Below are 25,111 nucleotides of genomic sequence, written 5' to 3'. Positions count from 1 at the left end.
TCACCACAATCCCGGCACGAGGCGATAGCGCACCCGCGCGGCATAATCGGCATAGCCTGACAATCCCGCCACCAGCGTGCGCTCCTCGATCCCGGTGCGGAACGCAAACATCGCAAAGAACACCGGCACGAAGGCAAGGCCCCACCAGGAGCCGAGCATCAGCGGCACGGCGATGAAGAACAGCATCACGCTCGAATACATCGGATGGCGCACCAGCGCGTAGGGACCACTCGAGATCACGTGATGATCGCGCTCGGTCTGCACCTTCACAACGGGCGCCGCGAACGAATTGGTGCGGAACACCCACAGGATCAGCACGGTCGAGACCAGATACAGCACAAGGCCGAGCACGATCAGCGCCACGCCCGCGTTGGCACCGCCGAAGCGGCGATCGAGGCCCATCGCGACGAACCACAGCACGGCAATGACCAGGAACACCAGCATGAAGCGCTTGTCTTCGGGCGGCTGGCCCTCGCGCGCGGTGAGACGCATGCGCTCGGCCAAGAGGCCGGGATCGACCTTGGCGAGCCACAGTCCGCAGGCCGGGCCGATCAGCGCCGAGGCGATCAGATAGGCCCACGCGCCGGGCCAGTGCAGCGTGCCGGCGAAGGCAAACAGCAGCGCGGCCATGGCGAGGACGAAGAAGGTGTTTTGCAGAAGGAGCTTTGCGATCATGGGCGGCTCCGTGATTCCGACGGGGATTATCGCACTGTTTTTCCAGCAAGCATGCGGCCGCGATCATCAACTTTCGGAGCGGGTGAGGTGTTCCTGCGTCGCGGCCGCATCGCATCTGCATTGACAATCGTATAAGTAATTGCTTATATATTGTCATGACCGCCGCCATGCAGCTGACCAATGTGCTCAAGACCCTCGCAGACCCGACGCGGCGCGCGGTGTTCGAGCGGATCATCCGCGAAGGCGAGATCGCCGCAACCGGGCTGGTGCAGGGCTCGAAGGTGTCGCAGCCGGCGGTGTCGCAGCATCTGCGCGCGCTGCGCGATGCCGGGCTCGTCGCCGAGCGGCGCGAGGGCCGGCACATCCACTACCGCGTCGCGCCGAAGGGGCTCGGCCCGCTGATCGACTGGCTCGGCCACTACGAGACGTTCTGGGCCGAGCGCTTCGCCAATCTCGAGAAATTGTTGAAGGAGAGTGAGTGATGGGTGAGACGCACGCGATCACGGTCGAGAAGGTGCTGCCCTATGCCGCCGACAGGATCTGGCGGACGCTGACCACGAGCGACTTGCTGATGAAATGGCTGATGCCGAACGATTTCGTTGCCGCCGTCGGCCATCGGTTCAATTTTCGCACCAAGCCGATGGGCGATTGGGACGGCGTCGTGCACTGTCAGGTGCTGGATTGCGATCCGCCGCGTTTGCTGCGCTACTCTTGGAAGGGCGGAGCCGACACCAATCCGGACTACGGCTCCAAGCTCGATTCCGTTGTCACCTGGACGCTGACGCCGGTCGAGGGCGGCACGCTCGTCCGCATGGTGCATGACGGCTTCGTATTCCCGGGCAACCGCTTTGCATTCGACATGATGAGCCCGGGATGGGGCAAGATCGTCGACGCGATCGGGCGGGTCACCGCGGAAGCTTGACGGCTCACTCGTTGTTGCCGCGACGAACCGTGATTGAGGCGTCGGTCCTGTTGCGCGTGCATTCCAGATTGAGGCGGCGATAGCGCATCGTGATGGTGTTGCCGCGCAGGATGCCCATGCGCTTCAGGCAGCGCGAGGTGCCGGTCACGGCGTCGTCCTTCGGCACGGTGAAGATCAATGCCGTGGCGGAGCCGACCAGGTTGAAGAACTCCGGCTTCATCTTGCGATCGGTCTTGGCATAGAGCTCGATCGAATAGTCCTTGCCGCGGCAGCCGAGCGACAATTCCTTCGCGGCCGGATGTGTGAGGTATGTGATGTTGGCGGCGCTGAAGTTGACCTTCAGCCCGTCGATCTGGCCGGCGAGCTGCTTGGCGATGTCCACGCAGGGATCGGCATGAGCGGGCGCGGCCGTCAAGGCGGTCGCCAGCGCGATCAGCGCAGCCGGCAGAGTGGAGCGGATGCCGAAAGGCAAACGTCGGCGCAACGGTGCTGTCACGAAATACCCCCGCGGTATGAAAATACGCGAAGCTACATGCAGGCTCCCGCGCAGCGCGTCAATATCGCCCGCCCGTCAGGATGCGCACTTTCCGTCCTGCGCCTTGGAGGCGCCGGCGGCGCGGCGCTCGCAGTCGTTGCCGTAGGTCTTGCCGTCGCAGCCGCACACCGGCTTGAAGATCTTGTTGCAGATTGTCGGCTGGAACGCGCAGGTGCCGGTCTGATCGGCGCGGCCGCATTGCCCTTGTTTGAACTGGCAGAACTGGCCGCCGCGGCTGCATTGCAGGCCGCCAAGGCCGCCGCACGGCCTGCCGAGACGAGCCGCATCGGCGCCACTCGGGAGCGCGATCAACAAGGCCAGCGCCGTAAACGGGATGAAAAGCGCTGATTTCATGAAGGGCTCCTGATGGCTTCCTTGGCGGTTTTCCGAGCTGCTCGGCGTTGTGGCACCCGAGATTACGGCGGGATGAAACCTAGCACGTGGATTGCCGGTCCGGCGCATGGCTGGAAGGCGGCCGGCTTCCCTTTCCTTTGTCCGAAAAAGGCTTAGAACGGCTCTACATTGCCGGCGGCCTCGCGGCCGGACCGGCCTTTCGAAACCGACGAGCAGCTCATGAACGCCCCCTCAGCCTTTCCCGACCAGCAGAAGCCCGTTCCGCCCTACAAGCACACGCCCTTGTTCCCGTTGGGTGCCGACACCACGCCCTACAAGAAGGTGACGAGCGAGGGCGTCCGGGTCGAGAAGGTGCTGGGCAAGGACATGCTGGTGGTGTCGCGCGAGGCGCTTCGGGCGCTCTCCGAAGCCGCCTTCGGCGACATCAACCACTATCTGCGGCCGGGGCATCTGAAGCAGCTGCGCTCGATCCTCGAGGACAAGGAAGCCAGCGACAACGACAAGTTCGTCGCCTTCGACTTCCTGAAGAACGCCAACATCGCCGCCGGCGGCGTGCTGCCGATGTGCCAGGACACCGGCACCGCGATCATCATGGGCAAGAAGGGCTGCAACGTCATCACCGACGGCGACGACGAGGCCGCGCTCTCCGAAGGCGCGCGCGACGCCTATCTGCGCCGCAATCTGCGCTACTCGCAGGTGGCGCCGCTGTCGATGTATGAGGAGAAGAACACCGCCAACAACATGCCGGCGCAGTGCGAGATCTACGCCGAGGGCGACGACGCCTACAAGTTCATGTTCATGGCCAAGGGCGGTGGAAGTGCCAACAAGAGCTTCCTGTTCCAGGCAACGCCCTCGGTGCTGACCAAGGACCGGTTGCTGGCGTTCCTGAAGGAGAAGGTGCTGACGCTCGGCACCGCGGCGTGCCCGCCGTATCACCTCGCGATCGTGATCGGCGGCACCTCGGCCGAGCTCTGCATGAAGACCGTGAAGCTCGCCTCAGCGCGCTATCTCGATGCGCTGCCGACCCACGGCTCGCCTGACGGCAATGCGTTCCGCGATCTCGAGATGGAGCAGGAAATCCTCAAGATGACGCAGTCGCTCGGTGTGGGCGCGCAGTTCGGCGGCAAGTATTTCTGCCACGACGTCCGCGTGATCCGCATGCCGCGCCATGGCGCCTCGCTGCCGATCGGGCTCGGCGTGTCCTGCTCGGCCGATCGCCAGGTGCTCGGCAAGATCACCAAGGACGGCGTCTATCTCGAGGAGCTCGAGCACAATCCGGCGCAGTACCTGCCCGCGGTCGAGCAGTCGCTCGGTGGCGAGGTTGTCAAGATCGACCTCAACAAGCCGATGAAGGAAATCCTCGCGACGATGTCGCAATACCCGATCAAGACCCGCGTCTCGATGACCGGCACCATGATCGTCGCGCGCGACTCCGCGCACGCCAAGCTGCGCGAGCGGCTGGAGAAGGGCGAGCCGCTGCCGGATTATTTCAAGAACCACCCGGTGTACTACGCCGGTCCCGCCAAGACACCCGACGGCTACGCCTCCGGCGCGTTCGGCCCGACCACCGCAGGCCGCATGGATTCCTTCGTCGACCAGTTCCAGGCCGCCGGCGGCTCGATGGTGATGGTCGCCAAGGGCAACCGCGCGGTCGCGGTGCGCGAGGCCTGCAAGAAGCATGGCGGCTTCTATCTCGGCTCGATCGGTGGTGCTGCGGCGAACCTCGCCGAGCACTGCATCAAGAAGGTCGAGGTGGTCGAGTATCCCGAGCTCGGCATGGAAGCGATCTGGCGCATCGAGGTGGTCGACTTCCCGGCCTTCATCATCATCGATGACAAGGGCAACGACTTCTTCAAGGAATTGAATCTGGGTTGAGGGCGACAGGCCTCGACGGATTCTCCAAGGGCTGGGTCGCCGTCACCATCGACGGCGACCGGCGTACGATTTCCTTTCACAGCGACATTGCGGACGCGCTGTCGCGTCCGTTCGATCGTGCCGGGATCGATATTCCGATCGGCATGACCGATGACGGCGAGCGCGATTGCGATCGTCTGGCCCGCGAGCGGCTGCGTCCGCACACCTCGCGTGTCTTCACCGGCGCGCGGCGCTGGCTGTGGCAGGAGTTTGGCGATCCCGATCAGGCGAACGAGGAAGCGCAGCGCCGCGGCCAGACCCGCGTCTCGCGGCAGCTCTGGCACCTCGGCACCAAGATCATGGAGGTCGACGCGTTCGCCCGCGCCAACGCTGCGCGCGATATTCGCGAGGTGCATCCCGAACTGGTGTTCCTGCGGCTGAACGGCGGCACGCCGCTGCCGCGCAAGAAATCGGAGGAGGGCGATGCGCTCCGATGCAGGCTGCTCAGGCGCTCGGGCTTTTGCGAGATCGATCGCTGGCTCACCGAGGCGCGGATCGGCACCGGCGCGAAGCGCGACGACGTGCTCGATGCCTGCGCCGTGGCACTTGCCGCGCACGAACCTCACGGCTGCGTTCCCGATCGGACGTCACCACGCGACGCGTGCGGTGTGCCGATGCGGATCTGGTTCTAATCCAGTGTGACAACGTCACGCCCGGCGCCCCGGCCTGTATCGCTTGCATTAACCACGACCCGGCGACTGCGACGTTCTGCCGCGCGCCTGGTTGTGGTGCGCGAAGAAAGCAACCGATTTCCGCCAAGGACCCTTAAGGTTTGTCGCCGACCCTGCGCCGCATCGTGAGGGAGATTGTCGATGAAGCCTTTTTCGTTCGGTGTATTTCTCGTGGCCTGCGTGGTGGTCTATTTGTACTTCACCCTGTCGCCCGGCGACGGCTTTGTTTATCGCGTGCCGATAGCGCAGGCACGCCAGCAGCTCGCGAAGGCCGAGCTGCCGCCTCTGGTGTTCGGGAGCCAGGCGCTCGACGTCGGGGTCCGCAACAACGGCGATACCGAAGTGGTCTGGATCGTGCGCAGGAAGGGCGAGGAATTATTCCGCTATACCGCCCAGCTCAGCGCCGAGGACAAGGACTCCACGCGCGTCAAGCTGAAGCTGGAGGGCGCGCAGGGGCGTACCCAGAACTACGCCAAGAACCTCGACGATAACCCCAAGACGCGGGACTTGTACCTTGCCGCGATGCAGGAGCGTGTCTCGTCGACGCTGGAGCACCGGCCGTTCGAGATGTCGCGCCTTCATGCCGCGATGGCCTCGGCCGCGGTGGCGAACCTCGGCAACATCCGTGCCTCTGCGGATCAGGCCGCCGCGGCAGCCGCCGAGCTTGAACGCGATGTCGTGCAGAGGACCTATCGCAACGAGCCGGCCGGCGTGCGTCGCTGAGTGTGCGATAACGCCGGCCTGCGTGTTCGGCCGGCGTTACGCCCGCGTGCCGGTGAAGGGAAAGCTGCCCATCGGGCCGATGCCCATCTCGCCGGAGATGCCGTCGCCGGCGACCTTGCCGGTGAATTCGAGCGTCAGCGGCATCGGGTTGGTGATGGAAACCTTCCAGGCGACGTCGTCGCCGTTCACGGAGCCGTCGAAAATTTCGGTGGAGTTGCCCTCGGCGCCCTGCGTGCCGGTGAGCGTGCCGCCCGAGCTCGAAAGCGACAGCGTCGCCTTGCGCTCGCCCATCGGCGTCGTCATCGTGAGATTCCAGTTTCCGTCCACCGCCATTGATGTATCCCCTCGGTTATTTAGAGCGAGCGCGGGTATAGCTCATCTTGCCGCGCACGCCTAGTTCGCGGCTGCGGCGCGCAGCCGGTTTCCGATCAGGAAGCGGAACGCGACATACTGGATCGCGAAGGCGGCGATCTTGGCGCCGACGAGCACCACCGACACGTAGAACGCCCACAGCTTCATGTCGCCGGTCGCCGCGACCGTGCCGGCGGCGAGGATGAACATCAGCCCGGCCCAGGCGTAGCCGGCGAGGGTGGCGTATTCCGGAATGGTCTCGGTCACGATCGGCGGCAGATAGCGCAGCATCCAGCCGCGTTTGAGCATGATCGCGCCGATCGCGATGTGACCAATCGCGGGCTTCGCCAGCACGAAGCGCGGATCGTTGGTGAGAAGCGTCGCGCCGCCCAGCACGATCACCAGCCCAAGGCTCGCCCAGGTCATGTAGCCGAGCGCCTGTCCCTTGATGCGCGCATAGACCACTTGCGCGATCGCACCCGCGATCGCAACGCCAGTGGCGATCAGGACGTTGTCGGTGACGAGATAGACCACCAGGAATACGATGGTGGAGAGGAAGTCGCTCGCGAGCCTGGCAAATACGCTCTTCATCGTCGTGGTGTCCGTTTCCTCGTGATGATCGTTGTGAAGCAGTTGCGGCAGCATCTAGCGTGAGGGCAGCGCGCCGGCCGGCGGCGTGCCGTACTTGGCCGCGCGATATTGCGGATACCAGCGGGTGAAGCCGACCGCGGCGTTGCGTGCGGCGAAGGCGATCAAGAGGCCGGTCCAGAGCGGCAGGGCCGGCACGTAGAGCACCGCGATGTTGCCGATCAGCATCAACAGCGTCGCCGCAGTCCAGGCTCCGGTGATCAGATAGTTGGCATGGAGGAAGCCCGGCTGCTTCGCAATCTCGGCATCGACTTGCTCGAGCGCATATTGCCGCGTGAAGGGATGTCCTATCAGCATCGAGCCGAACGACACTGCGAGGATGCCGGCATCGACGGCGATCTTCACCGCGATGCTGCTCGGCGTCGCATCGACGAAGGTGAGATAGAAGCCGACCGCGGTAAACACGATCACCGAGCCGAGGCCGAGGATCTTGATGCTGCGGCCGCGCGCGATATCGAACGCGATGACGGCAAGGCAGATCAGCGCGGCGCAGAGCAGGCTCACCGTGGCCGAGGTCAGCAGCATCAGCGTGGCGAAGGCGCCGTAGGGAGCGAGGATCAGGAAGATCGTCATTGGGAGCCTCAAAGGGCTAATCTTTACACCGTAAAGATACCCTAGAGGCGGGCAGGAGAGGCGTCAAGCGAAATCTTTACAGTGTCAGAATCGTGATGCGCGAATGAAAAGGTAAGTGTTTTCAGATTGATATGCCGGTTTGGCGTTGCTTTGGTTCTTGCTGCGTCATGGCCGGGCTTGTCCCGGCCATCCACGGCTTTCGTGCAACCGGCGACAAAGACGTGGATGCCCGGCAGCCGGCTACGCCAAGGCTTCGCCGGGCTGTGTCCCGGGCTCGCCGAAGCTTTAGCGAAGGCGGCCACGGGGCCGGGCATGACGGTGTGGAGACACTTCGACCGAATGGGAGCAAACGGCGATAGGCTGCTACTCCGCGCCCACCCAATTGCCGTGGAAGCCATCCGGCACTCGGTGGCCGAGATGCACCAGCGCCGCCGGGCCCGCCTCGACATCCTGCGCGTTGAAGACGGCGAGGTCGCTGCGGTTTTCGCGCGCGCGCCAGACCACGGCGAGCAGCCAGCCGTCGCCTTCCGCGGCGTCAGGACTGCGCTCGACAAAGACCGGCTCGGAGATCGTGTCGCCGGCGGGCAGGAGATAGTGGCCGAGCCGCTTGCCACGGCCGTCGACATGCACGATGCCGGACAGCGCACCGAACATCGGCAGGTCGGGGTTGGCGCAGGCGTACCAGCCGTGATTGCTGGCACGTCCGGCGCGGCGATCGTCGACGCGGGGGAATTCGCCGGTGAGGTCGTCGAGATAGGTCTGCGTAAAGCGGTCGGTGTTGCCGGCAAGGTCGAAGGTCCAGCGGCAGTAGCGCGCGCGGTTCTTCTTCGGATCGGTCGGCGAGCCGTCGGGATGGTCGAACAGCGGCGCTTCCTCGAACTGCATCACATCCGCGATGATCCGGTTGCCTTCTTCCCACGCGTTCATGACATGGAAGACATAGCAGGTCTCGGCGCGGAACCAGACAATATCCTTCGACGAGCCGCTGCGCTTCATCACGCCGACATAGGCGCCTTTCTCCGGCTCCCAGGCATAGGGCGCCTGGCCGCGCATCGCGCGCTGCATGCTGCCAGTGATCGGCAGGATCGGAAACAGCACATGGTTCTCGGTGACGATGAAGTCGTGCACCATGCTGGCATAGGGCGCCTCGAAACGTTCGAACCGCGTCACCACGCCGGACGCACTCACCGCTCCGTACGACAGCGCCGGCGTCAGCGGACCTGCGGCGTTGTAGCCGAAGAACACCATCTCGCCGGTGACCGGGTCGATCTTGGGATGCGCGGAGAAGGGACCGGAGATCGCGCCCTTGTAGTCGCAATAGCCGAGGCGATTGAGCGTGCCGGGTTCGATCTCGGTCGGCAAATGGCTCTCGACCAGCGCGAGCAGCTTGCCGCCATGGTAGATGATGTTGGTGTTGGCGACGCAGCCATCGGTCGTGATCGTCTCCGGCGCGTCCGGCAGCTTGCGGCCGAAGCCGCCGAACAGCGCGCGGCCGGCGTCGTGCTCGGCCTGCCACTTCGCGGTGCGGACCCAGCGGTTGCGGTAGCTGGCGCGGCCGTTCTCGAGATGAAAGGCATGCAGCATGCCGTCGCCGACGAACCAGTGCGCGCCCGGCACCTCGAACTGCGGATTGGGGCCGTTGCGGTAGAGCGTGCCGTTCAGCTCGCGCGGCAATTCCCCTGACACTTTCAGGAACGGCGCATCGGCTTCAAACGGGATCGGCGCCAGATTGGTCCGCGCCGTGTTGGAGGTGACCTGGTCGAGCATTCCGCGTCTCCCTGCATTATGATCTTTACATCGTAAAGATATCAGTAGAGATCACGCCTTCGATCGTCAAGCAAAATCTTTACAGTGTAAAAATTGCGACATATAACAGCCGGATGGCAAGATTATCCAAGGAAAACAAGGCGGCTCGCCCTGCACGGGCTCCGACCCGCCGGGTTGCGCGAGCAACCGATCGTCCGGCACCGCGGCGCCGGACCAATGACGCGCCGTATCATCACGGCGATCTGCACGAGGCGCTGCTCAAGGCGGCCGAGCGCGTGCTCGAGCGTGACGGTCTGGCCGGACTGACCTTGCGTGCGGTCGCGCGCGAGGCCGGCGTGTCGCACGCCGCGCCCACGCATCATTTCGGCGATCTGACCGGATTGCTCAGCGAACTCGCGGCGATCGGTTTCCGGCAATTCGGCCAGGCGATGGCCGCGGCGGACGCTTCAGCGGCGACGCCGCCCGAAAAGGGCGTGGCGAGCGCCAAGGCCTATGTCGCCTATGCGCAGGCGCATCCCGGCATGTATGGGCTGATGTTCCGCAGCGAGCGGCTCGATCATTCGCGGCCGTCGCTGCACGAGGCATCCGAAGCTTCGTTCGCAGGGCTGACCCGCGGCGTCGGGGCCAGCCGGCACGAGCAGATCTCCAAGGAGCAGCTGACGTTGGACCAGGCCGCCGCGATCGCGTCCGCCTGGTCGCTGGTGCATGGCTTCACCATGCTGATGCTCGACGGACGCCTCAAGACGATTCTGGATCGCGCGCCCGAGGGCACATCGGTAGAGACGCTGTTGACCGCGATGCTGCGGTTGAACGCGCGCCGGCAGCCGCCGTTAGGTTGAGCTAGATCAACAGCCAGTTTCACCTCTCCCCGATGGGGAGGGGGTATAGTGATATCCCAAATTTAGGCCAGTTTTGACGTGACGACCATTGCCACGAGAATCGGGTATCCGGAAAATCGAATCCGTCATGCTTTCTCATCGCGGCATGCTTGTCGGAAAACAGTTGTCATTGGCAACGGAAGTACATTGCGATCAGAAATGCAGGTTAGTGATGGGCTAGGTGCGGAAGTCGTTCAAGTCGTCAAATCGGCGAGCAGAGCCTTGGCCTGTTTCAAATCCACCGTGTCAAACCCCTCGGTGAACCAGCCGTAGACTGGAGCAAGCAGTTCGCGAGCTTGTTGCCGTCTCCCTTGATTGCGCCAGAGCCGCGCCATGCTCATGGCCGCGCGTAGCTCCCACGATTTTGCCTGCTGTGATCGGGCAATCCCGAGCGCAAGGTTGAAAGAGGCCTCAGCCCTCCCGACGTCTGGCTGCGGAGTTCTGAGTGCTATTTCCCCTGCACTGCGGTGAACCTCGGGCTCCCACCATCGTTCATTGGTTGCGCTCACCGCGTCGAAGGCTTCCCCGCTGCAGTGAGACGCGTCGCTGAGCTGATCAAGTTCGGCATGGGCTCTCGCGAGACATGACAGGTAAAAAGAAACCCACACTTCCGCTCCAGTGGATCGGTAGGCGGTGATCCCAGAGGCAATCATTTGGATTGCATCGGAAGGCTTACCGGTCACGGCGAAAAGCCAGCCTCGACTCATCGTTTCGTGCGGCTTCCAATGGAGAGAACCTGTTTCATCAACGAGCGCGCCGAGTTCATCAATGGCCTCGCTAGCTTTCGTGAAGCTTCCGCAATGAAGATAGGTGAACGTCGCATGCCCCAACGCGTAAATCAGCGTGGCAGCCTGACCAATCTCACGCGCATCCTTGATCGCGTGGTGCGCGTCTTCAATGGCCGCCGCCGGATAGCCTAGAAACCAAAGAGCCCATGACCGATACGACAATACCGAGACCCTGCTGTCTACGCCAAAACGCGCCGCCAGCGAACGATGCTCGTCAGGATCATAAAGCCTAAGCGCCTGATCAAGGTGTGATCGTCCTTCTGCGATATCACCTGTACAAGCCAAGGAAATTCCTACGATTCGATTTGCGATCAGGAGCGCAGCCGTGGTCCCCTGCTTCTCGGCGAGGGCGAGAAACTCCGCCGAAAGCTCTCGCATGGCATGGCAATTGGATGCCACATAGTTCGCGGTCCACACCCCGTAGAGAGCCGAAAACAACATGAGTGGGTCTTCGGGAGGGTTGCCGAGTGCTTCAGCCTGTTCGATCAAAAGACGAGCGCGTTCCGCCGCCGCCTTGGTCTCCGGTGCGGCATAGCCTTTCACATGGAGGAGCGGGGTTACGAGCGCGACCTGAAGCCTGATTTGCTCTTGGCGCAGCGCCGCCGTCCCGGGTAAGCCTGCGATCTGATCAAGTGCGCGGGTTAGCTGCGCTACTCCTTCCACGAGCGCCGAGCGCTCCAGTGAACGGTAACCCGCCTTGCCCCAAAGGTTGGCGGCTTTTTCGATCAACCCCGCCTCAGTGTAGTGACGCGCGAGTATCTCCGGCTGGTTCTCGGCAATGTCACGGAACTCGCTGTTGAGACGTTCGGCGATACGAGCGTGCAGTGCCCGTCTCGGCTGGCGCAGCAAGGTGCCATAGGCGGCGTCTCGCACCAGGGCGTGCTTGAACAAGTAGGTCGCATGCGGCGGCACGTCCTTGCGGAAAAGCAAGCCGGCTCGGTTCAGACGGTCGAGCGACGAGGCGAGTTCCTCCTCCGGCTTGTTCACCACGGCCGCCAACAGCCCATGAGAGAACTCACGACCGATCGCCGCCCCGATCTGTGCCACCTCCTTTGCGGCGGAGCCGAGCCGGTCCAGCCGCGCCATCAGGGAAGCATGCAGGCTCGCAGGCACCGCCGGCGCCAACGAGGGAACTGCGGCCGCAATCTGCATCGCTTCTGGCTCGCTCCTGGCCTCAAGCACCGCCTTTGTCATCTCCTCGACGAACAATGGAATGCCGTCAGTGCGCTCGATGATGTCTTGTCTGATGTTTGCCGGGAGCAAGCTGTTGCCGATGACGCGGTCAATCATGCTGCCGATGTCACGATGTCCCAGCCTGTTGAGGGCAAGCGTCGTTACGTGAGGCTGTCCCACCCAGGGCGCCTCAAACTCCGGCCGAAACGTCACAATCAAGAGCACCGGAAGCGTCACGATCCGGTCCACGGTGCGACCGAACGCCTCCAGGCTCGTGGGGTCGGCCCAGTGCGCATCCTCAAAAATCATCATCACCGGGTTGAAGCGCGCCAGAGTTTCCAGTTGCAGACTGAGTGCCTCCAGCGTCTTCTGTCGGCGCTGTTGGGGAGCAAGCTCCAGCATGGGATAGCGTCTATCGTTGGGAAGCGACAACATCTCGCCCAATAGTGCTGCGTCCTGCTTCGACGTTGAGGTCCGCGCCAGCAGCGCATCGAGCTTGTCGAGCTTTGAATGTGGTGAGTCGCCATGCGCAAATCCAGCGGCACGTTCGAACTGGCCGATGAGTGGATGAAAGGCGGTGTGTGTGTGCTGCGGCGAGCAGAAATAGCGCAAGCGCGTATGCGGCTCGGTAGCCACACGTTCAAGCAGTGCGGCCGTCAGTCGAGACTTGCCGATGCCGGCCTCGCCGGAGAGCAACACCACCTGTCCCTCGCCTGATTTGGCTTTCGACCAGCGTCGCAGCAGCAAGTCGAGTTCTTCCTCCCGTCCAATGAGGTCAGTGACGCCGCTTGCGTGCATGGCTTCGAAACGGCCTTCGACGGAAGCCGCTCGCAGTGCCGCCCATGCTCGGGTAGGCCCAGTGATACCCTTGAGTTCCTTTGGCCCAAGGTCTTCAAGCTCGAACAAGCTGCCCACGAGCTTGCGCGTACTCTCGGCAATCACTACGCTGTTCGGCACGGCAACGCCCTGCAGGCGCGCCGCGAGGTTCGGTGTATCGCCGACGATTGCTTGCTCCTGAGAGGCGCCCGACCCGACTAAATCGCCGACGACCACCAGTCCAGTGGCAATCCCAACCCGCGTTTTTAGCGGAGCGTTGGTCTTCAGACCACTTACGGCAGCCACCAATTCCAGCCCCGCACGCAAGGCCCGCTCGGCGTCGTCCTCGTGGGCGTGAGGGTAGCCGAAATACACAAGCACCCCGTCGCCCATGTACTTTGCAACGAAGCCTTCGAAACGACCTATGGTTTCTGCCACGACACCCTGATAGGCGGTGATGATTTCCCGCATATCCTCTGGGTCCATGCGCGCCGACAGCGCCGTTGATCCGACCAAGTCTGAAAACATCACAGTGACTTGGCGACGTTCAGCGCGGTCCTCGGGAGGGAGGTCAAGAGCATCGGGAGTGTTCGCCCGGTCGGCGGAGGGCGGGTTGCCAGTCGCGTCGGTGCGCAGCGCGGCAATAGCTTCAAGGAGTAACCGGCGGTGGCCGACAGGGCCAACGCCAAGTTCTTTCAAGTCCTCCTGCGTAAGGCTCGGTAGAACTCGCTCATCGATCTCATTCTCGCGGAATGCCACCTCATACCGTTCGAGACCGAGGCCTCGCAGCCAATCTCCGACATCCATGGTGGCGCTCCTGCTCCGCCTGAGACATCAAGCCTCCAGCTTCGGCTTGCTCCCGAAAGAAATAGATTGCCGGAAAGCCAATCTGCCTAACCAATTCAACCACGAGAAACCGGTGAGCATAGGCTCTCACTGTCATTTGGAAAAACGATAACATCCGTTGATAGCGACGAAACTAGATATTCCGAATATCCGAAATATCGCGCGATGGCCGTCAGGTCAAAACTGGCCTAAATTTGGGATATCACCATACCTCGTGTGTGGTCGAACCGATTCGGTCCAAACTCATCTTGCTCTACCTAGCGTTTCGTCAGTGCCGTGGTGCGACCGCTCTGGCCGATCGTCTTCACCTGGTCCGTGCCGCATTTGAAATCGCGGGCGAAGTCGTCGGCGGCCTGCCGCGCCAGCGCGTTGGCGTTGGGATTGGCGGCGACGTCGACATAGGCGACATGACAGACATCACCCGGCGGCAGCCGCGTCACCGCGAGCATCGTCCGCGAGACCGGGCTGCCGCGTTTGTCCTGCTCGCTGTTGTCGGCGATCTGCCAGCGCTGGATGATTGCGAACGGTTTGCTGCCGGCTGCACGCCATTCGACGGTATCGCCGGTCGAACTGAACGGGCCGAACCAGGCCTGCGCCGCCGGTTCCCTGGCTGCGGCCGCCTGGTTTCGGCCGACCGAGACCACTTCGCGCAGATCGCCCTCGTTGATCAGCACCACAAGGCCGGATTTTCCCGGGCAGACCCGCGTGGTGCCGCCGTCCTCCTCGTTGGGCTTGCCGATCGTGCGGCAGGCCTTCGGTGCGGTCGAGGTGTAGCTGCTGCTGATCGTCTCGGCGCCGGCCTGACCAGGATTTGCGCCGGCAAGCGCCATAACGATTGTTGCAAAAGCAAGGTATTTCATCGGGGGAAACCTGCGATCCGGACGTTACTTTGTGTCTGACATATGCAATCTGGGGAAGGTTCAATAGACACGCGGGAAACACCTGACAGGCGCGCGGAATCGTCCTAGAAGGGCGACTTCGCAACTTCTGTCGCGTGCACCCAGCGTGCCGTAGCCTCGATCGACATGCCCACATCATTATCGCACAAGCCCTATCGCGTCGGCCGTTCCCGTACCGGCCTCGGCCTTTTCGCCACCAAGCCGATCAAGAAAGGCACCAAGATCATCCGCTATTTCGGGCCGCTGCTCGACTCGAAGAAGAAGGATGAGGACGCGATCGAGAACAAATATCTGTTCGAGCTCACCAACCGCTGGACCATCGACGGCTCGATCCGCGAGAACGTCGCCCGCTACATCAACCACGCCTGCCGGCCGAACGCGGAATCCGACGTCAAGCCGCGCAAGCGCAAGGTGTTCATCCGCGCCATCAAGGACATCGAGCCGGGCGACGAGATCAACTACGACTACGGAACCGACTATTTCAAAGCCTATCTGAAGCCGATCGGCTGCAAGTGCGATGCCTGCGAGAAGAAGCGCAAGAAGAAGCGCGCGGAGGCGAGGGCGGAGAAGCTGCGGCTGAAGGAGAAGGCCGAGCGGAAAGCCAAGCGCGAGGCCGAGAAAGTCGCCGAGCAGCGCGCCAAGCAGAGGAAGGCCAAGGCGAAGAAGGCTGCCACGGCAAACGGCAAGCTCGCCAGCGGCGAGACCCTGAATGGCAAGACTCTGAACGGCAAGGCGTTGAACGACAAGGCGTTGAACGGCAAGCACCTCAACGGCCACAGCCTGACGGGTCTATCCGGCAGGCGGGCGGCCCCCTCGAAGCGCAGCGCTGCGCGCGTGCTGCAGGCCTGATTTCCCAGACCGATCCTGTTCGGCGATCATCAAGACGCGCGCGCTGGATGGCGTGCGGGACGCGGCAGGTAGGCGCATTCGGCGAGCGTGGTTCCGTCGAGTTCGCGCATGAAGGCCTCGCGCGCCGCGGCTAGCCTCGCCTTCAACCGGCAGCGTGGCAGCAGCACGCAATCGCCGCCATCATCCCTGAAACATTCGACCAGCGCGCTGCCGCCTTCCAGCGCACGCACCACTTGCCCGAGGGTGATGGTCTCCGCCGGCCGCGCCAGCGAAAACCCGCCGCCAACACCACGCTGGGTCGCGATGAAGCCGGCCTCGGCGAGGTCGCGCACCACCTTGGCGAGGTGATTGCGGGAAATGCCGAATTCGGCCGCGATCTCGCTGGTGGCGAACGACCGGTCCGGCTCGCCGGCCAGCCGCATCAGCGCGCGGAGCGCAAAATCCGTGAACGAAGTCAGGCGCATGGAAGCCCTTCGAAATCAGCACTTGGCGGCTCAGCTATAGCAGTCTAAATAGGTATTTGAAATGCATATTTAGGATATGAGCGATGACAGGAGCAGAGCGCCGCGAGCAGATCACCGCCGAGATCGTCGCGCGGACCGGGATCACCGAGGCCATGATCGCGCAGCTGGTGCACGGCTTCTACGCCAAGGTCCGCAACGACCCGATGATCGGGCCGGTGTTCGAGGCCAGGATCAGCGATTGGGAGCCGCATCTCGCCCAGATGTGCGCGTTCTGGTCCTCGGTCGCGCTGATGACCGGGCGCTATCACGGCACGCCGATGGTCAAGCATATGCCGCTGCCGATCGATGCCGCGCACTTCGACCGCTGGCTCGAACTGTTCGCGGCGACCGCGCAGGAGCTGTGCCCGCCGGTTGCGGAGGTTCATTTCATCGAGCGCGCGCGCCGCATTGCCTCGAGCCTCGAGATGGGCGTCGCCAGCGGGCAGGGCGTGATGCTGGCGGTCGGCGAGCGTTACAGGCGAAGCGAAGCAGGAGCAGTGCAATGAGGAACAGGGCGAAGGCGATCGCGCGTGCCATCGACAGCGCGTGGTTTCAACAGGATCAGGCCGATCCGTTTTCCGGCAGCAGCCTCGTGCCGATGCTGATCATCGGTCTGGCGCTGACCTTTGCGGGCATGATTGTCGCAGTGGCGCTGAGCTGACTGAAGAGAACGGCCGTCGCGTTTTACCACGACGGCCGCTCGTCAACCTCTCGCATTCGGTTTACGCGGCGACCGTCTCGCCGCTGCGGCGCAGCCCAACATATTGCAGCTCGGCGAACACGCCGGTCGCGATCGCCTGGGCGAGGATCATGATGGTCCCGAACAGGTTCGGCGATACCGCGCCCGACAGCAGCAGCACGATGCTGGCAAGCGTCCAGGCCGCGTTACCGATGACCACCAGCATCACCACCGGCTTCGGTACGGATGTCCGGGTGCCGAGCCAGCCGACCAGCGCGGTATAGGCAATCAGGAACAGCCCGGTCTCGCGCAGCAGCGCTTCGGGCAGATTGAAGAACGATGCCAGCGCGCCGGCATCGAGCACCATCGCGATGGCGGATACGCCGCTGAACACGGCATCGGCAAGCAAGGCGCGGCGCAGCAGCTGGGACGAATGGATCATGGCAGTGTCTCCTCGGGTTGGGATCGGGTTGGTCAGCGGAACAGGGCCTGCAGCTGACGCCACAGGCGGAGCGGGCACAGCGCCTTGCCGACCCTCATCTCCACCGCATAGACCTGCGCGAACACGAACACGCTGGTCGCGTGCACGAGCGGCTGGGGCATGTTGAGCGAACGCGCGACCAGCCAGGTGGCCAGATGGACCAGCCACGGGAGCAGGACAGCGAAGGCGCGGATAAGGGACAGCATCAGCATGGTCATCTCCTGTGCCGTGGAAGATGAGCCGGCCCGCGCGCCAATTCGATTACCTCAGGCGTAATGGAACGGGCGAATTCCGCATGGTAGGTTTTGCAGCATGAACGCACATGCATCCATGGCGCGGGCCGAGCCCGCAAAACCCGTCCTGATCGGCGAGCACCTGCGCGAATGGCGGCAGCGCCGCCATCTCAGCCAGCTCGATCTCGCCGTCGACGCCGAGATCTCGGCGCGGCATCTGAGCTTCGTCGAGACCGGCCGCTCGGCGCCGTCGCGCGACATGGTCCTCAAACTGGCGGAGCGCCTCGACGTGCCCCTACGCGAACGCAACGTGCTGCTGGTCGCCGCGGGTTTTGCGCCCGCATTCCCGCAACGTGCGCTGGATGATCCCGCGCTGAAATCGGCGCGCGAGGCCATCAATCTGGTGCTGAAGGCGCACGAGCCCAATCCGGCGCTGGCCTACGACCGCCATTACAATCTGGTGTCGGCCAACCGCATGGTGGCGCCGCTGCTCGACGGTGTGCCGCAGCGGCTGCTCGGCCAGCCCTTCAACATCCTGCGGCTGGCCTTCCATCCGGAGGGGCTGGCGCCGCGCACCGTCAATCTGGCGGAATGGGCCGCGCATCTCTTGGAGCGGCTGCACCGGCAATGCGAGGCCACCGCCGATCCGGAGCTGCTGAAGCTCTACCAGGACCTGAAGTCCTATCCGATCCCGGCGCGCTCGGCGCCGATCACCGCCGACAACAATGTCGCGCTGCCCTTCAAGCTTCGCCTCAACGGCGAGATCCTGAGCTTCATCTCGACCACCATGGTGTTCGGCACGCCGGTCGACATCACGCTGCAGGAACTGGCGCTGGAAACCTTCTTTCCGGCCGATGAGCTGACCGCCGAGCGGATGCGGCAGATGGCAGCCAGTATGAAATAGCGGCTTGTCTCGGGGCGCTTTCGGCCTACCTTTGGGGTTCCATTTCCGCTGGGAACCCTGCCATGAGCGATCTGAAGCCGCTTCGCCTCGATATCGTCTCCGACGTCGTTTGCCCCTGGTGCTACATCGGCAAGCATCGCATCGAGGACGCGCTCAAGCTGGTGCCCGACGTGCCGGTCGAGGTGCACTGGCGGCCGTTCTTCCTCAACAATTGGGTGCCGCGCGAGGGTATCAGCCGCGAGGAATATCTCACCGCCAAGTTCGGCTCGGTCGACGCCTACAAGGGCATCGCCGGCCGCGTGGTTGCGGCTGCCAACGAGGAGGGGCTGACCTACCATCCCGAGCTCGTCAAGCGCCAGCCCAACACGATCGACTGCCATCGCCTGATCCACTGGGCCGAGGCCAAGGGCAAGGCGGCCGAGATGAAGCAGCGGCTGATGGAGCTGTATTTCCGCGACGGCGGCGATCTCACCGACGGCAACGTGCTGGTGCAGGCGGCAGCCGATGTCGGGCTCGACGCCAGTGACGTGCGCAAGCGTCTTGCCACCGACGAGGATGTCGCGCTGGTCTCGGCGCAGGCGCAGGAGGCCGCCGAGAAGGGCATCTCCGGCGTGCCGACCTTCGTGTTCGCGCAGAAATATGCGGTATCCGGCGCCCAGCCGGCCGAGCAGCTCGCCCGCGCCATCCGCCAGGTCTCGGCCGAGATCAACGCGCAGGCGGCAGAGTAGTCCGCTATCCCCATTGAAAGCCCGGCTCACGCCGGGCTTTTTCGTTTGCCCACGCGATCAATCCAAACAATCAGGGAGACAACCATGATCTATGAGCTGCGTACCTACACGGTCCGTCCAGGCGCCGTCGGCGAGATGGTGAAGGCCGCGAGCACGATCTCGCGCGACATCCGCGGCGACAATTTCGGCAAGCTCGAAGGCTACTGGATCACCGAAATCGGACCGCTCAATCAGGTCATGCACATGTGGAGCTACGCCGATCTCAACGAGCGGGCTCGGCTGCGCGCCGAGCTTGGGAAAAATCCGCGCTGGACCGGCGAGTACATTCCGGCGATCCGTCCACTCCTGGTCCGCCAGGAGGTCCGGCTGCTGAATGCGATCATTCCGCCGGTGGCGCCTGCCACCACAGGCAACATCTACGAATTCCGCAACTACCGCGCCAAGCCGCTCGGTGGCGTCAAGCAATGGCTCGATCTGTTCACCGGCGTAATGCCGGAGCGCGAAAAATACTCCAAGATCGTCGGCCTCTGGCAAACCGATGCGGGACAGCCCAACGAGGTCTGCCACATCTGGGCCTATCCCGATCTCAATGCCCGCGCTGCCGCGCGCGGCGCCGCGCTGAAGGATCCGGCCTGGCAGGAATTCCTGGGCAAGGGCACGCAGCTGCTCGAGGAGATGCACTCGACCATCATGCTGCCGGCCCCGCACTCGCCGTTGCAGTAAGGACGGTGGCGCAGAAAGCCTCACCCGACGCTTCCATCGGATGAGGCTTTCCAGGCAAGGGCGCGCGCCGTCTGAGAACCGGCGCGCCGCAACCCTAGAAGGGCCAGCTGACACCAACCTGACGGCTGGAACTGATTGTTTCCTGATGTGTCTGCATGCCTACGAAAGGGTAAACCGTCCGCCGGGCGCGCATTACGACAGCCAGGGCGGCATCAGGCTGCGCGATGCCGCCTCATCCAGCACGGCATATTGATCCGAGCCGTCCTCGAACGCCGTGACCAAGTCGGCCAGCCGGTCGAGCTCGGCAAGGACGTCGACCTTCAAGACCTTGCCGGCCGGCGCAGCGTCGCGCCAGCTGTCCCAATCTGACATTTGCCGGTTCGTCAGCGACAGCAGATCGCGGTAGACGTTGACGTGGAGAAACCACAGGCCGGTGGTCGCGGCATGCCCGAAGGCTCCGGCCGCCACCGCGTTGCTTCTCGCCAGCCGCCAGGCCTGCGATGCTGTCAGGAATGCATCGCGCGGCAGGTTGGCGCAGTCGAACGTGATTTGCTGCTGGTCGATCTGAAGCGCATCGAGCTGTGCGTCGGCCTGCCTCCAGCGCTTCTCCCCCGGTGACCAATATTCGCAGATCCAATGGTCGTGATAGATGTCGTCGCCGATGTAGGTGGCAAAGCCGCAGCGGACCCGTGCCGGGATCGATCGGCTTCGCAGCATGCTGCACAGCAGGAGCGCGTAGTCGCGGCAGGTGCCGAACGTGCGGCTGCGCGGCGGGCGTGGCGCGGTGAGCGATCCGGCGAACGCAACCTGGATCAGCTTCAACCGATCCGCGACCGGCTGGGTTTGCCTGACCATCGGGACGCCGGGCGGGATGCCGTAGCGCTCCGCCCACGCGACATGAATGATCAGTCCCGAGACGACCTCGCGTAGTCCGGAGATCGTCTCGGGCAAATCGTCATATGCGCGGGCCAACGCGCCGGGGTCGGTCAACGCGTCCTGCCGGACATAGTGTTCCTGGATCGTCACGTTCCCACCAGATTACGACGCAATCGGCCCGAGGCCGCCAAGCGCAGCCTACCGATCCGCGCGGGCTCGTGTAAGAGGGTCGTGTGTTATCCGGGCTTGCCGCGCCGGCCGCGGATGAAGCGGACGGCGCTGCGCGCGGCTTCGTAGGCGGCATTGTTCAGGGTAAGCGCGGCATGGATGGCGCCGACCAGCGGATCGCGGCGTCGCAGCGGCAGCAGCACGTCGCCGATCGCGAACCGGCTGCGCCAGATCGGGTCGATCATGGGATGGCCGGGCGCCGCGGTGGAATCGGCCGAATTGATCGCGGGATCGGCGCAGAGATGGCGCGTCAGCTCCAGCGTCAACTGTGCCCCCGGTGAATGCTTCGCGAACCGCTCGTCGATGCCGATCTTGAAGAAGAAGGCGCGGTCCTGGTGGCGCACCACGATGCCGCCTGCGACCGGCGTGCCGCCGGCATGCAGCGTAATGATTTCGCAGCGGCCGGCTTCGGCCATCGCCGCCGTCGCGCGGCGGATGAAGGTCGCGTCACCGGCATGCTGGCCGAGCGCCGTGCCGCGCTGGCCCTTCCAGCCACCGGCTTCGAGGGCAAGGAAGGTCTCGAGCGCCGCGGCAACGGCGCGCGGCGTGCGCGCGACCTCGAAGCGCACCGGGCCGTGGTCGGACAGGCGATGGCGCTGGCGGCGCAGCTCCTTCAGCTTCTTGGGCCCGAGCGCATCGCGCAGCAATTCGTCGGCATCGTGCGTCGCATCGAGCTGTGCGCGCTGATAGGCGCTCAGCACGCGCGGCTCCAGGCCGTCCCGGGCCAGCACCGCGCGGATCGCCGCCATCGCCGGGCCGTCGAGCGACACGGTGCGCAGGATCAGCGCATGCGCGCCCGCATTGCGGGCCTGTTGCAGCATCTTTCCGACAGCTTCCTCGGCGGCGTCGCGGTCGAGCAGCGGCGTGCATAGCGTGCCGTAGGGTTCGGCGCCGACCAGCGCGGGCAGGGGGATGCGGTAGATCCGCCGCATCGGCACGACCGGCAGCAGCCCGATTAATTGCCCGGCATCGCCGGCGGCGCTGAGCAGCGACGCATCGGTGCGGCCGCGCGCGGAGGCATCGACCGCCAATTCCCAGTCGGGCTGGTAGTAGCCATTGGCCTCGATCGCGCGCTCGGCAAGCGCGCGCCACGCGCCGACCGGCGCTGATGACAGCGGCGGCAACACGCGATCGCCCGTGGCATCGTTGCGCGATGCACGGCGGATCATTGCCTGGTCAGCAATATCGGCCACGTCCCTGTTTCCCCGGTCCGCAAGGCTGGATCGGCCCGCGTTCGTCAGGGTTACGCTAGCGGAGAGAGATGGAAAATGCCGTTGAGGGCGTCGGGCAATTTGAACGGTAATGTTAACGGGCCGTTCAGCATGCGCGCCGCCGATCCATGGCGGGCGCGGCCTATGATCGTTCCGCTTCCATCTGTCGCAAGGCCGCCTTCAGCAGCAGCGTGAGGCAATCCTTCGCCTCGGGAATGCTTCGGTTCGGATAGGTGCGAAGCGATTGCCACATTTCCCAATCGAGCAGGGTCGCAAGGGCAACCAGCCATTTCTGCCGGGTCTCGGCGGGCACCTGCTCGAGCTCGGTGGCGAACCACTGGCCGACCACGTCGCGAAAGGCCTTGCGCACCCGCAGGCGGTGCTTCTGCAGCAGCGGCGAGGTCTCGATCATCGCGTTGGAAGCCCGACGATGCGGCGTCATTCGCTCCAGCGCCTGGGCTCGCATGTCGACGAACTGCGCAACGCGAACGTCCGCCGCGCCCTGCAGGACGGATTTCGCAGGCGCCGGCTCGATCGATTCGGGGGGCATCAGCTCGTCGAGCACCGCCTGCGTGAGCTGTCCCTTCTCCGGAAAATGCAGAAACAACGTGCGTATCGATACGCCGGCGCGGTCTGCGATCTGCTGCGCCGATGGACGCGCGAAGCCCTCGTTCTGAAGCGCGATGCATGCAGTGACGATATTGCCCCGGGTGATCTGAGTGCGCTGCCGCCGGCCGTCGGCCGTCTTGGCGGAGGAGAGACCTGAGGTCGAGCGGGAAACCATGCAATCGCGGTCCTTCAAAAGCTTGATTGCCTCTTAGCAAAATCGAGCACGTGAAAATATTCGCGGCTAGCCAGAGAGAGCGGATTTTTCCCGTTACGGCAAGTCCTTCGCTTCCCGCGTCTCGCAGGCCGCGATTTGTCGAAGCGCGGACGCCGGCTTGACACCGCTCGAGCGGGCAGAATATATCTGCATAAATATATGCAAATATATTCCCGGACGGAGCGTGTCCGAGGAGAGTCGACCGGGGAGGAGCCATTGCCGGATTCCAGCTATCGTGTGCTGCGGTTTGACGAGGTGATCGTTCGACCCAATCGCGGCGAGGAGATCGCCGGGACGCTCAAAGCCGGCGGCGCGCCGCCTCATGCGCAGCTGCTTGGTGTCTTCGTGCCGCTGATCGGCGTCTCGAGCAACGTCGTCACTGTCGCCACAAGCTGGACCGGCGAGCCAACGCCGCATGCCTATGAGGATGCAAACGTCGTCGGCAGCCGCAGCCGGCTGTTCGACGTGCTGGCGCGCGGGCAGGAGTCGTGCTCCGCCGAAGGCATCTACACCCATCGCTGGTTTGTCGTCGCGCCGGATCAGGTCGGGGCGCTGACGGAGATCAGCGTTGAGGCCTGGAAATCATCGGAAGCCGACACGGCGATGCACATCGCCGGCTTCTGGCGCTGCCGCGAGCTGAACGCGAATGGCGAGGCGGTGGTGCTGATGATCGTGAATTATCCCAGTCTCTCCGCATGGGATGAGAGCCGCTACTGGAAGCCGAAACCCGTGCACCAGGCCCAGCCGAACCGCAACGTCTGGGGCGGACTGTTCGCGCGGCGGCGCGAGATACTGCGCGATTCCTGGGTGACGGTGCACCGCCTGGCAACATAGCGCGTGAAGTGTCACCGGCGGCTTGACAGCGCTCAAACCGCAAAATTATAAATGCATAAAAATATGCAATAATATTTCGGGAGGCGTGCGATGTCGTTGAGCGGCAACAGGCGATCGCCAATTGATCCGGCGGTCGTGGCTATCGAGCGCATCGACGATGCCGGCCGTCCGCTGTCAGCGCGCGTCGCTTGCGATTAACGGGGGCATCATGGCGCGGCAGATCATGGATCCCGGTTGGAAGGTCGTCATCGGTTCGGGAATCGGCATTTCATTCGGTGGCGCGCCGATCTTTACGGCGGGTTTCGCGCATCTGAGCGGCGCAATGGCACAGGACTATGGCTGGAGCCAGGTCGAGGTCGCGCGGGCCGCGACCATCGTGCTGTCGTCGACGATGGTCGCCTATCTGTTCTGCGCGTGGCCGCTCGATCGTCTGGGGTCACGCAAGTTCGCGCTGATCAGCATTGCCCTGTTCGCCGGGTCGCTTGCTGTTCTGAGCCAGGTCGGAAATTCGCTGCTGCAGTTCTATCTCGCGGCCGCCCTGTTCGGCTTTGTCGGCGCGGGCACCAACGTCGTGTCGTATGCGAAGGCCATCTCGCGCTGGTTCGATCAGCGGCGGGGCCTCGCGCTCGGTCTTGCCGCGAGCGCGCAGGCGGGCGGCAGCTTCATCGTGCCGCTGGCCGCGCACTGGATTATCGCAAGATATGGCTGGTCGGCCTGCCTGCTGGCGTTCGCCGCATTTGAGATTGTCGTCTGCCTGCCGCTGGTGGCGTGGCTGGTGGCGGATGCTCCTCCCGCCGGCGTTCCCGCGTCGAAGAACGACGGGCCGCGGCTCTCGGTTGAAGCCCCGGCGCCGGAGGCCGCCATCAGCGCCGCGGAGATCATCGGCACGCCGACCTTCTGGAAGCTTGCGCTCTGCTTTGCCGTGATCGGAATGTCATTCTACGCGATCGCGCCGAACGTCATGTACATCCTCAAGCGACGCGCGGAGGTGACCGCGGCCGACGTTGCCTGGATTCAGGCAGCCGGCGCCGTCGCTGCGCTGTTCGGACGAATCGTCGTCGGACATTTGCTCGACCGGTTGCACGCCCGCGTCGTCGGCATCCTGACCGTTCTGCTGATGGCGCTGTCGGCGCTGCTCAATGCGACCGCAGACGCCGTTGCTCCGATGGTGGTCGCCTCGATCCTGATGGGCTTCTCGATCAGCGGCGAGGCGGACCTGATGCCGTATCTGGCAGGGCGCTATTTCGGCACGCGGTCGGTTTCCAAGGTGTTCAGCTGGCTCTTGTTTGCGTTCTGCATCGGCGCGGCGATCGGCCCGGTGGCGTTCGTCTGGCTGTCGACATTGAGCGACAGCGTCGTGTTGCCGCTGCTGCTGTTGGCGGCCGTGCAGATCGTCCCCGTGATGCTGTTCCTGTCGCTTGGCCGTTATCGCACGCCCGAGCGCGTCCAGAACCTTGCCGTCGCATTGACGTGAGCTTGTATCGATAGCCCGACCTGGAGAAGAAA

29 protein-coding genes are annotated in these 25,111 nt (G+C 64.0%); 14 read left to right on the top strand and 15 right to left on the bottom strand.

The annotated features are described in order from the left end of the window. Positions 1 to 675, bottom strand: a complete 675-nt coding sequence (locus BI327_RS05755; protein ID WP_076858749.1) for a methyltransferase family protein — start codon at positions 673 to 675, stop codon at positions 1 to 3. 155 nt (positions 676 to 830) lie between these two features. Here BI327_RS05755 and BI327_RS05750 point away from each other — a divergent pair, with 155 nt between their 5' ends. Together BI327_RS05750 and BI327_RS05745 are read left to right on the top strand one after the other, a co-directional pair. Further along, the gene (locus tag BI327_RS05750; protein ID WP_076858748.1) at positions 831 to 1,157 is read left to right on the top strand and encodes an ArsR/SmtB family transcription factor; all 327 of its coding nucleotides are present in this window, start codon (positions 831 to 833) and stop codon (positions 1,155 to 1,157) included. After that, entirely contained in the window at positions 1,157 to 1,597 is a 441-nt protein-coding gene (locus BI327_RS05745; protein ID WP_076858747.1) for an SRPBCC family protein, read from the top strand. The genes BI327_RS05750 and BI327_RS05745 overlap by 1 nt, the downstream gene beginning before the upstream one ends. 4 nt (positions 1,598 to 1,601) lie before the next feature. On the opposite strand, the gene BI327_RS05740 is transcribed toward BI327_RS05745, so the two are convergent. Continuing rightward, positions 1,602 to 2,093 carry a hypothetical protein gene (locus BI327_RS05740; RefSeq protein ID WP_394329835.1) on the bottom strand — a complete coding sequence of 164 codons (492 nt, stop codon included), beginning with the start codon at positions 2,091 to 2,093 and terminating at the stop codon, positions 1,602 to 1,604. Between the two features lie 75 nt (positions 2,094 to 2,168). Continuing rightward, complete coding sequence (locus tag BI327_RS05735) at positions 2,169 to 2,486, bottom strand: Kazal-type serine protease inhibitor family protein (RefSeq protein ID WP_076858746.1); 318 nt, start codon at positions 2,484 to 2,486, stop codon at positions 2,169 to 2,171. Between the two features lie 219 nt (positions 2,487 to 2,705). Between BI327_RS05735 and BI327_RS05730 the strand changes: the two genes are divergently transcribed. From BI327_RS05730 to BI327_RS05720, 3 genes are all read left to right on the top strand, one after another. Then, a complete protein-coding gene (locus BI327_RS05730; RefSeq protein ID WP_076859254.1) occupies positions 2,706 to 4,361 on the top strand; it encodes a fumarate hydratase in 1,656 nt (551 codons plus the stop codon). Then, positions 4,358 to 5,032, top strand: a complete 675-nt coding sequence (locus tag BI327_RS05725) for a DUF429 domain-containing protein (protein WP_076858745.1) — start codon at positions 4,358 to 4,360, stop codon at positions 5,030 to 5,032. Before BI327_RS05730 ends, BI327_RS05725 begins: the two co-directional genes overlap by 4 nt. Positions 5,033 to 5,212: 180 nt before the next feature. Next, on the top strand, positions 5,213 to 5,794 hold the full coding sequence (locus BI327_RS05720; protein WP_076858744.1) for a hypothetical protein: 582 nt from the start codon (positions 5,213 to 5,215) through the stop codon (positions 5,792 to 5,794). A gap of 36 nt (positions 5,795 to 5,830) precedes the next feature. On the opposite strand, the gene BI327_RS05715 is transcribed toward BI327_RS05720, so the two are convergent. The 4 genes from BI327_RS05715 to BI327_RS05700 form a co-directional block, all read right to left on the bottom strand. Beyond that, entirely contained in the window at positions 5,831 to 6,127 is a 297-nt protein-coding gene (locus BI327_RS05715) for a hypothetical protein (RefSeq protein ID WP_076858743.1), read from the bottom strand. Positions 6,128 to 6,187: 60 nt separating this feature from the next. Next, complete coding sequence (locus BI327_RS05710) at positions 6,188 to 6,736, bottom strand: inner membrane-spanning protein YciB (RefSeq protein WP_076859252.1); 549 nt, start codon at positions 6,734 to 6,736, stop codon at positions 6,188 to 6,190. A 54-nt stretch (positions 6,737 to 6,790) separates the two neighbouring features. Further along, positions 6,791 to 7,366 (bottom strand): hypothetical protein, encoded by a 576-nt coding sequence (locus BI327_RS05705; RefSeq protein ID WP_076858742.1) that lies wholly within the window; start codon positions 7,364 to 7,366, stop codon positions 6,791 to 6,793. A gap of 363 nt (positions 7,367 to 7,729) precedes the next feature. Continuing rightward, positions 7,730 to 9,133, bottom strand: a complete 1,404-nt coding sequence (locus tag BI327_RS05700; RefSeq protein ID WP_076858741.1) for a carotenoid oxygenase family protein — start codon at positions 9,131 to 9,133, stop codon at positions 7,730 to 7,732. A gap of 113 nt (positions 9,134 to 9,246) precedes the next feature. Here BI327_RS05700 and BI327_RS05695 point away from each other — a divergent pair, with 113 nt between their 5' ends. Next, positions 9,247 to 9,972, top strand: a complete 726-nt coding sequence (locus BI327_RS05695; protein ID WP_076858740.1) for a TetR/AcrR family transcriptional regulator — start codon at positions 9,247 to 9,249, stop codon at positions 9,970 to 9,972. Positions 9,973 to 10,205: 233 nt separating this feature from the next. Here BI327_RS05695 and BI327_RS05690 read toward each other — a convergent pair whose 3' ends face one another. Both BI327_RS05690 and BI327_RS05685 read right to left on the bottom strand, forming a co-directional pair. Beyond that, positions 10,206 to 13,595, bottom strand: coding sequence for an adenylate/guanylate cyclase domain-containing protein (locus BI327_RS05690; RefSeq protein WP_076858739.1), 3,390 nt, complete (start codon positions 13,593 to 13,595; stop codon positions 10,206 to 10,208). A gap of 296 nt (positions 13,596 to 13,891) precedes the next feature. Beyond that, on the bottom strand, positions 13,892 to 14,494 hold the full coding sequence (locus BI327_RS05685) for a hypothetical protein (protein ID WP_076858738.1): 603 nt from the start codon (positions 14,492 to 14,494) through the stop codon (positions 13,892 to 13,894). A 165-nt stretch (positions 14,495 to 14,659) separates the two neighbouring features. On the opposite strand from BI327_RS05685, the gene BI327_RS05680 reads away from it, so the two are divergent. Next, a complete protein-coding gene (locus BI327_RS05680; protein WP_076858737.1) occupies positions 14,660 to 15,382 on the top strand; it encodes an SET domain-containing protein in 723 nt (240 codons plus the stop codon). Between the two features lie 29 nt (positions 15,383 to 15,411). On the opposite strand, the gene BI327_RS05675 is transcribed toward BI327_RS05680, so the two are convergent. Continuing rightward, positions 15,412 to 15,846, bottom strand: coding sequence for an RrF2 family transcriptional regulator (locus tag BI327_RS05675; RefSeq protein ID WP_076858736.1), 435 nt, complete (start codon positions 15,844 to 15,846; stop codon positions 15,412 to 15,414). 83 nt (positions 15,847 to 15,929) lie between these two features. Here BI327_RS05675 and BI327_RS05670 point away from each other — a divergent pair, with 83 nt between their 5' ends. Together BI327_RS05670 and BI327_RS42605 are read left to right on the top strand one after the other, a co-directional pair. Continuing rightward, positions 15,930 to 16,391, top strand: a complete 462-nt coding sequence (locus tag BI327_RS05670; RefSeq protein ID WP_076858735.1) for a group III truncated hemoglobin — start codon at positions 15,930 to 15,932, stop codon at positions 16,389 to 16,391. Continuing rightward, a complete protein-coding gene (locus BI327_RS42605) occupies positions 16,388 to 16,546 on the top strand; it encodes a hypothetical protein (protein WP_167386840.1) in 159 nt (52 codons plus the stop codon). Before BI327_RS05670 ends, BI327_RS42605 begins: the two co-directional genes overlap by 4 nt. Positions 16,547 to 16,607: 61 nt before the next feature. Here BI327_RS42605 and BI327_RS05665 read toward each other — a convergent pair whose 3' ends face one another. Then, on the bottom strand, positions 16,608 to 17,006 hold the full coding sequence (locus BI327_RS05665; protein WP_076858734.1) for a hypothetical protein: 399 nt from the start codon (positions 17,004 to 17,006) through the stop codon (positions 16,608 to 16,610). A gap of 32 nt (positions 17,007 to 17,038) precedes the next feature. Next, positions 17,039 to 17,263 (bottom strand): hypothetical protein, encoded by a 225-nt coding sequence (locus BI327_RS05660; RefSeq protein ID WP_076858733.1) that lies wholly within the window; start codon positions 17,261 to 17,263, stop codon positions 17,039 to 17,041. A 94-nt stretch (positions 17,264 to 17,357) separates the two neighbouring features. On the opposite strand from BI327_RS05660, the gene BI327_RS05655 reads away from it, so the two are divergent. The 3 genes from BI327_RS05655 to BI327_RS05645 all read left to right on the top strand — a co-directional run bounded on the left by BI327_RS05655 (position 17,358) and on the right by BI327_RS05645 (position 19,633). Continuing rightward, positions 17,358 to 18,182: a helix-turn-helix domain-containing protein gene (locus BI327_RS05655; RefSeq protein WP_076858732.1), complete on the top strand. Its 825-nt coding sequence runs from the start codon at positions 17,358 to 17,360 to the stop codon at positions 18,180 to 18,182. 62 nt (positions 18,183 to 18,244) lie between these two features. Continuing rightward, positions 18,245 to 18,910: a DsbA family oxidoreductase gene (locus BI327_RS05650; RefSeq protein WP_076858731.1), complete on the top strand. Its 666-nt coding sequence runs from the start codon at positions 18,245 to 18,247 to the stop codon at positions 18,908 to 18,910. Positions 18,911 to 18,994: 84 nt separating this feature from the next. Further along, on the top strand, positions 18,995 to 19,633 hold the full coding sequence (locus BI327_RS05645; protein WP_076858730.1) for an NIPSNAP family protein: 639 nt from the start codon (positions 18,995 to 18,997) through the stop codon (positions 19,631 to 19,633). Positions 19,634 to 19,825: 192 nt separating this feature from the next. Here BI327_RS05645 and BI327_RS05640 read toward each other — a convergent pair whose 3' ends face one another. The 3 genes from BI327_RS05640 to BI327_RS05630 all read right to left on the bottom strand — a co-directional run bounded on the left by BI327_RS05640 (position 19,826) and on the right by BI327_RS05630 (position 22,732). Beyond that, the gene (locus BI327_RS05640) at positions 19,826 to 20,659 is read right to left on the bottom strand and encodes a transglutaminase domain-containing protein (protein WP_076858729.1); all 834 of its coding nucleotides are present in this window, start codon (positions 20,657 to 20,659) and stop codon (positions 19,826 to 19,828) included. 86 nt (positions 20,660 to 20,745) lie between these two features. After that, positions 20,746 to 21,930 (bottom strand): GNAT family N-acetyltransferase, encoded by a 1,185-nt coding sequence (locus BI327_RS05635; protein ID WP_076858728.1) that lies wholly within the window; start codon positions 21,928 to 21,930, stop codon positions 20,746 to 20,748. Positions 21,931 to 22,090: 160 nt separating this feature from the next. Continuing rightward, the gene (locus BI327_RS05630) at positions 22,091 to 22,732 is read right to left on the bottom strand and encodes a TetR/AcrR family transcriptional regulator (protein ID WP_143271539.1); all 642 of its coding nucleotides are present in this window, start codon (positions 22,730 to 22,732) and stop codon (positions 22,091 to 22,093) included. 255 nt (positions 22,733 to 22,987) lie between these two features. On the opposite strand from BI327_RS05630, the gene BI327_RS05625 reads away from it, so the two are divergent. Beyond that, the gene (locus tag BI327_RS05625; protein ID WP_143271538.1) at positions 22,988 to 23,605 is read left to right on the top strand and encodes a hypothetical protein; all 618 of its coding nucleotides are present in this window, start codon (positions 22,988 to 22,990) and stop codon (positions 23,603 to 23,605) included. Positions 23,606 to 23,813: 208 nt separating this feature from the next. Beyond that, complete coding sequence (locus tag BI327_RS05620; RefSeq protein ID WP_076858725.1) at positions 23,814 to 25,079, top strand: MFS transporter; 1,266 nt, start codon at positions 23,814 to 23,816, stop codon at positions 25,077 to 25,079. Positions 25,080 to 25,111 lie beyond the last annotated feature (32 nt).

This window comes from Bradyrhizobium mercantei (assembly GCF_001982635.1).
Lineage (GTDB): Bacteria > Pseudomonadota > Alphaproteobacteria > Rhizobiales > Xanthobacteraceae > Bradyrhizobium > Bradyrhizobium mercantei.
Note: the sequence above shows the minus strand (reverse complement) of the source record. Positions and strands in the feature narration are given on the sequence as shown.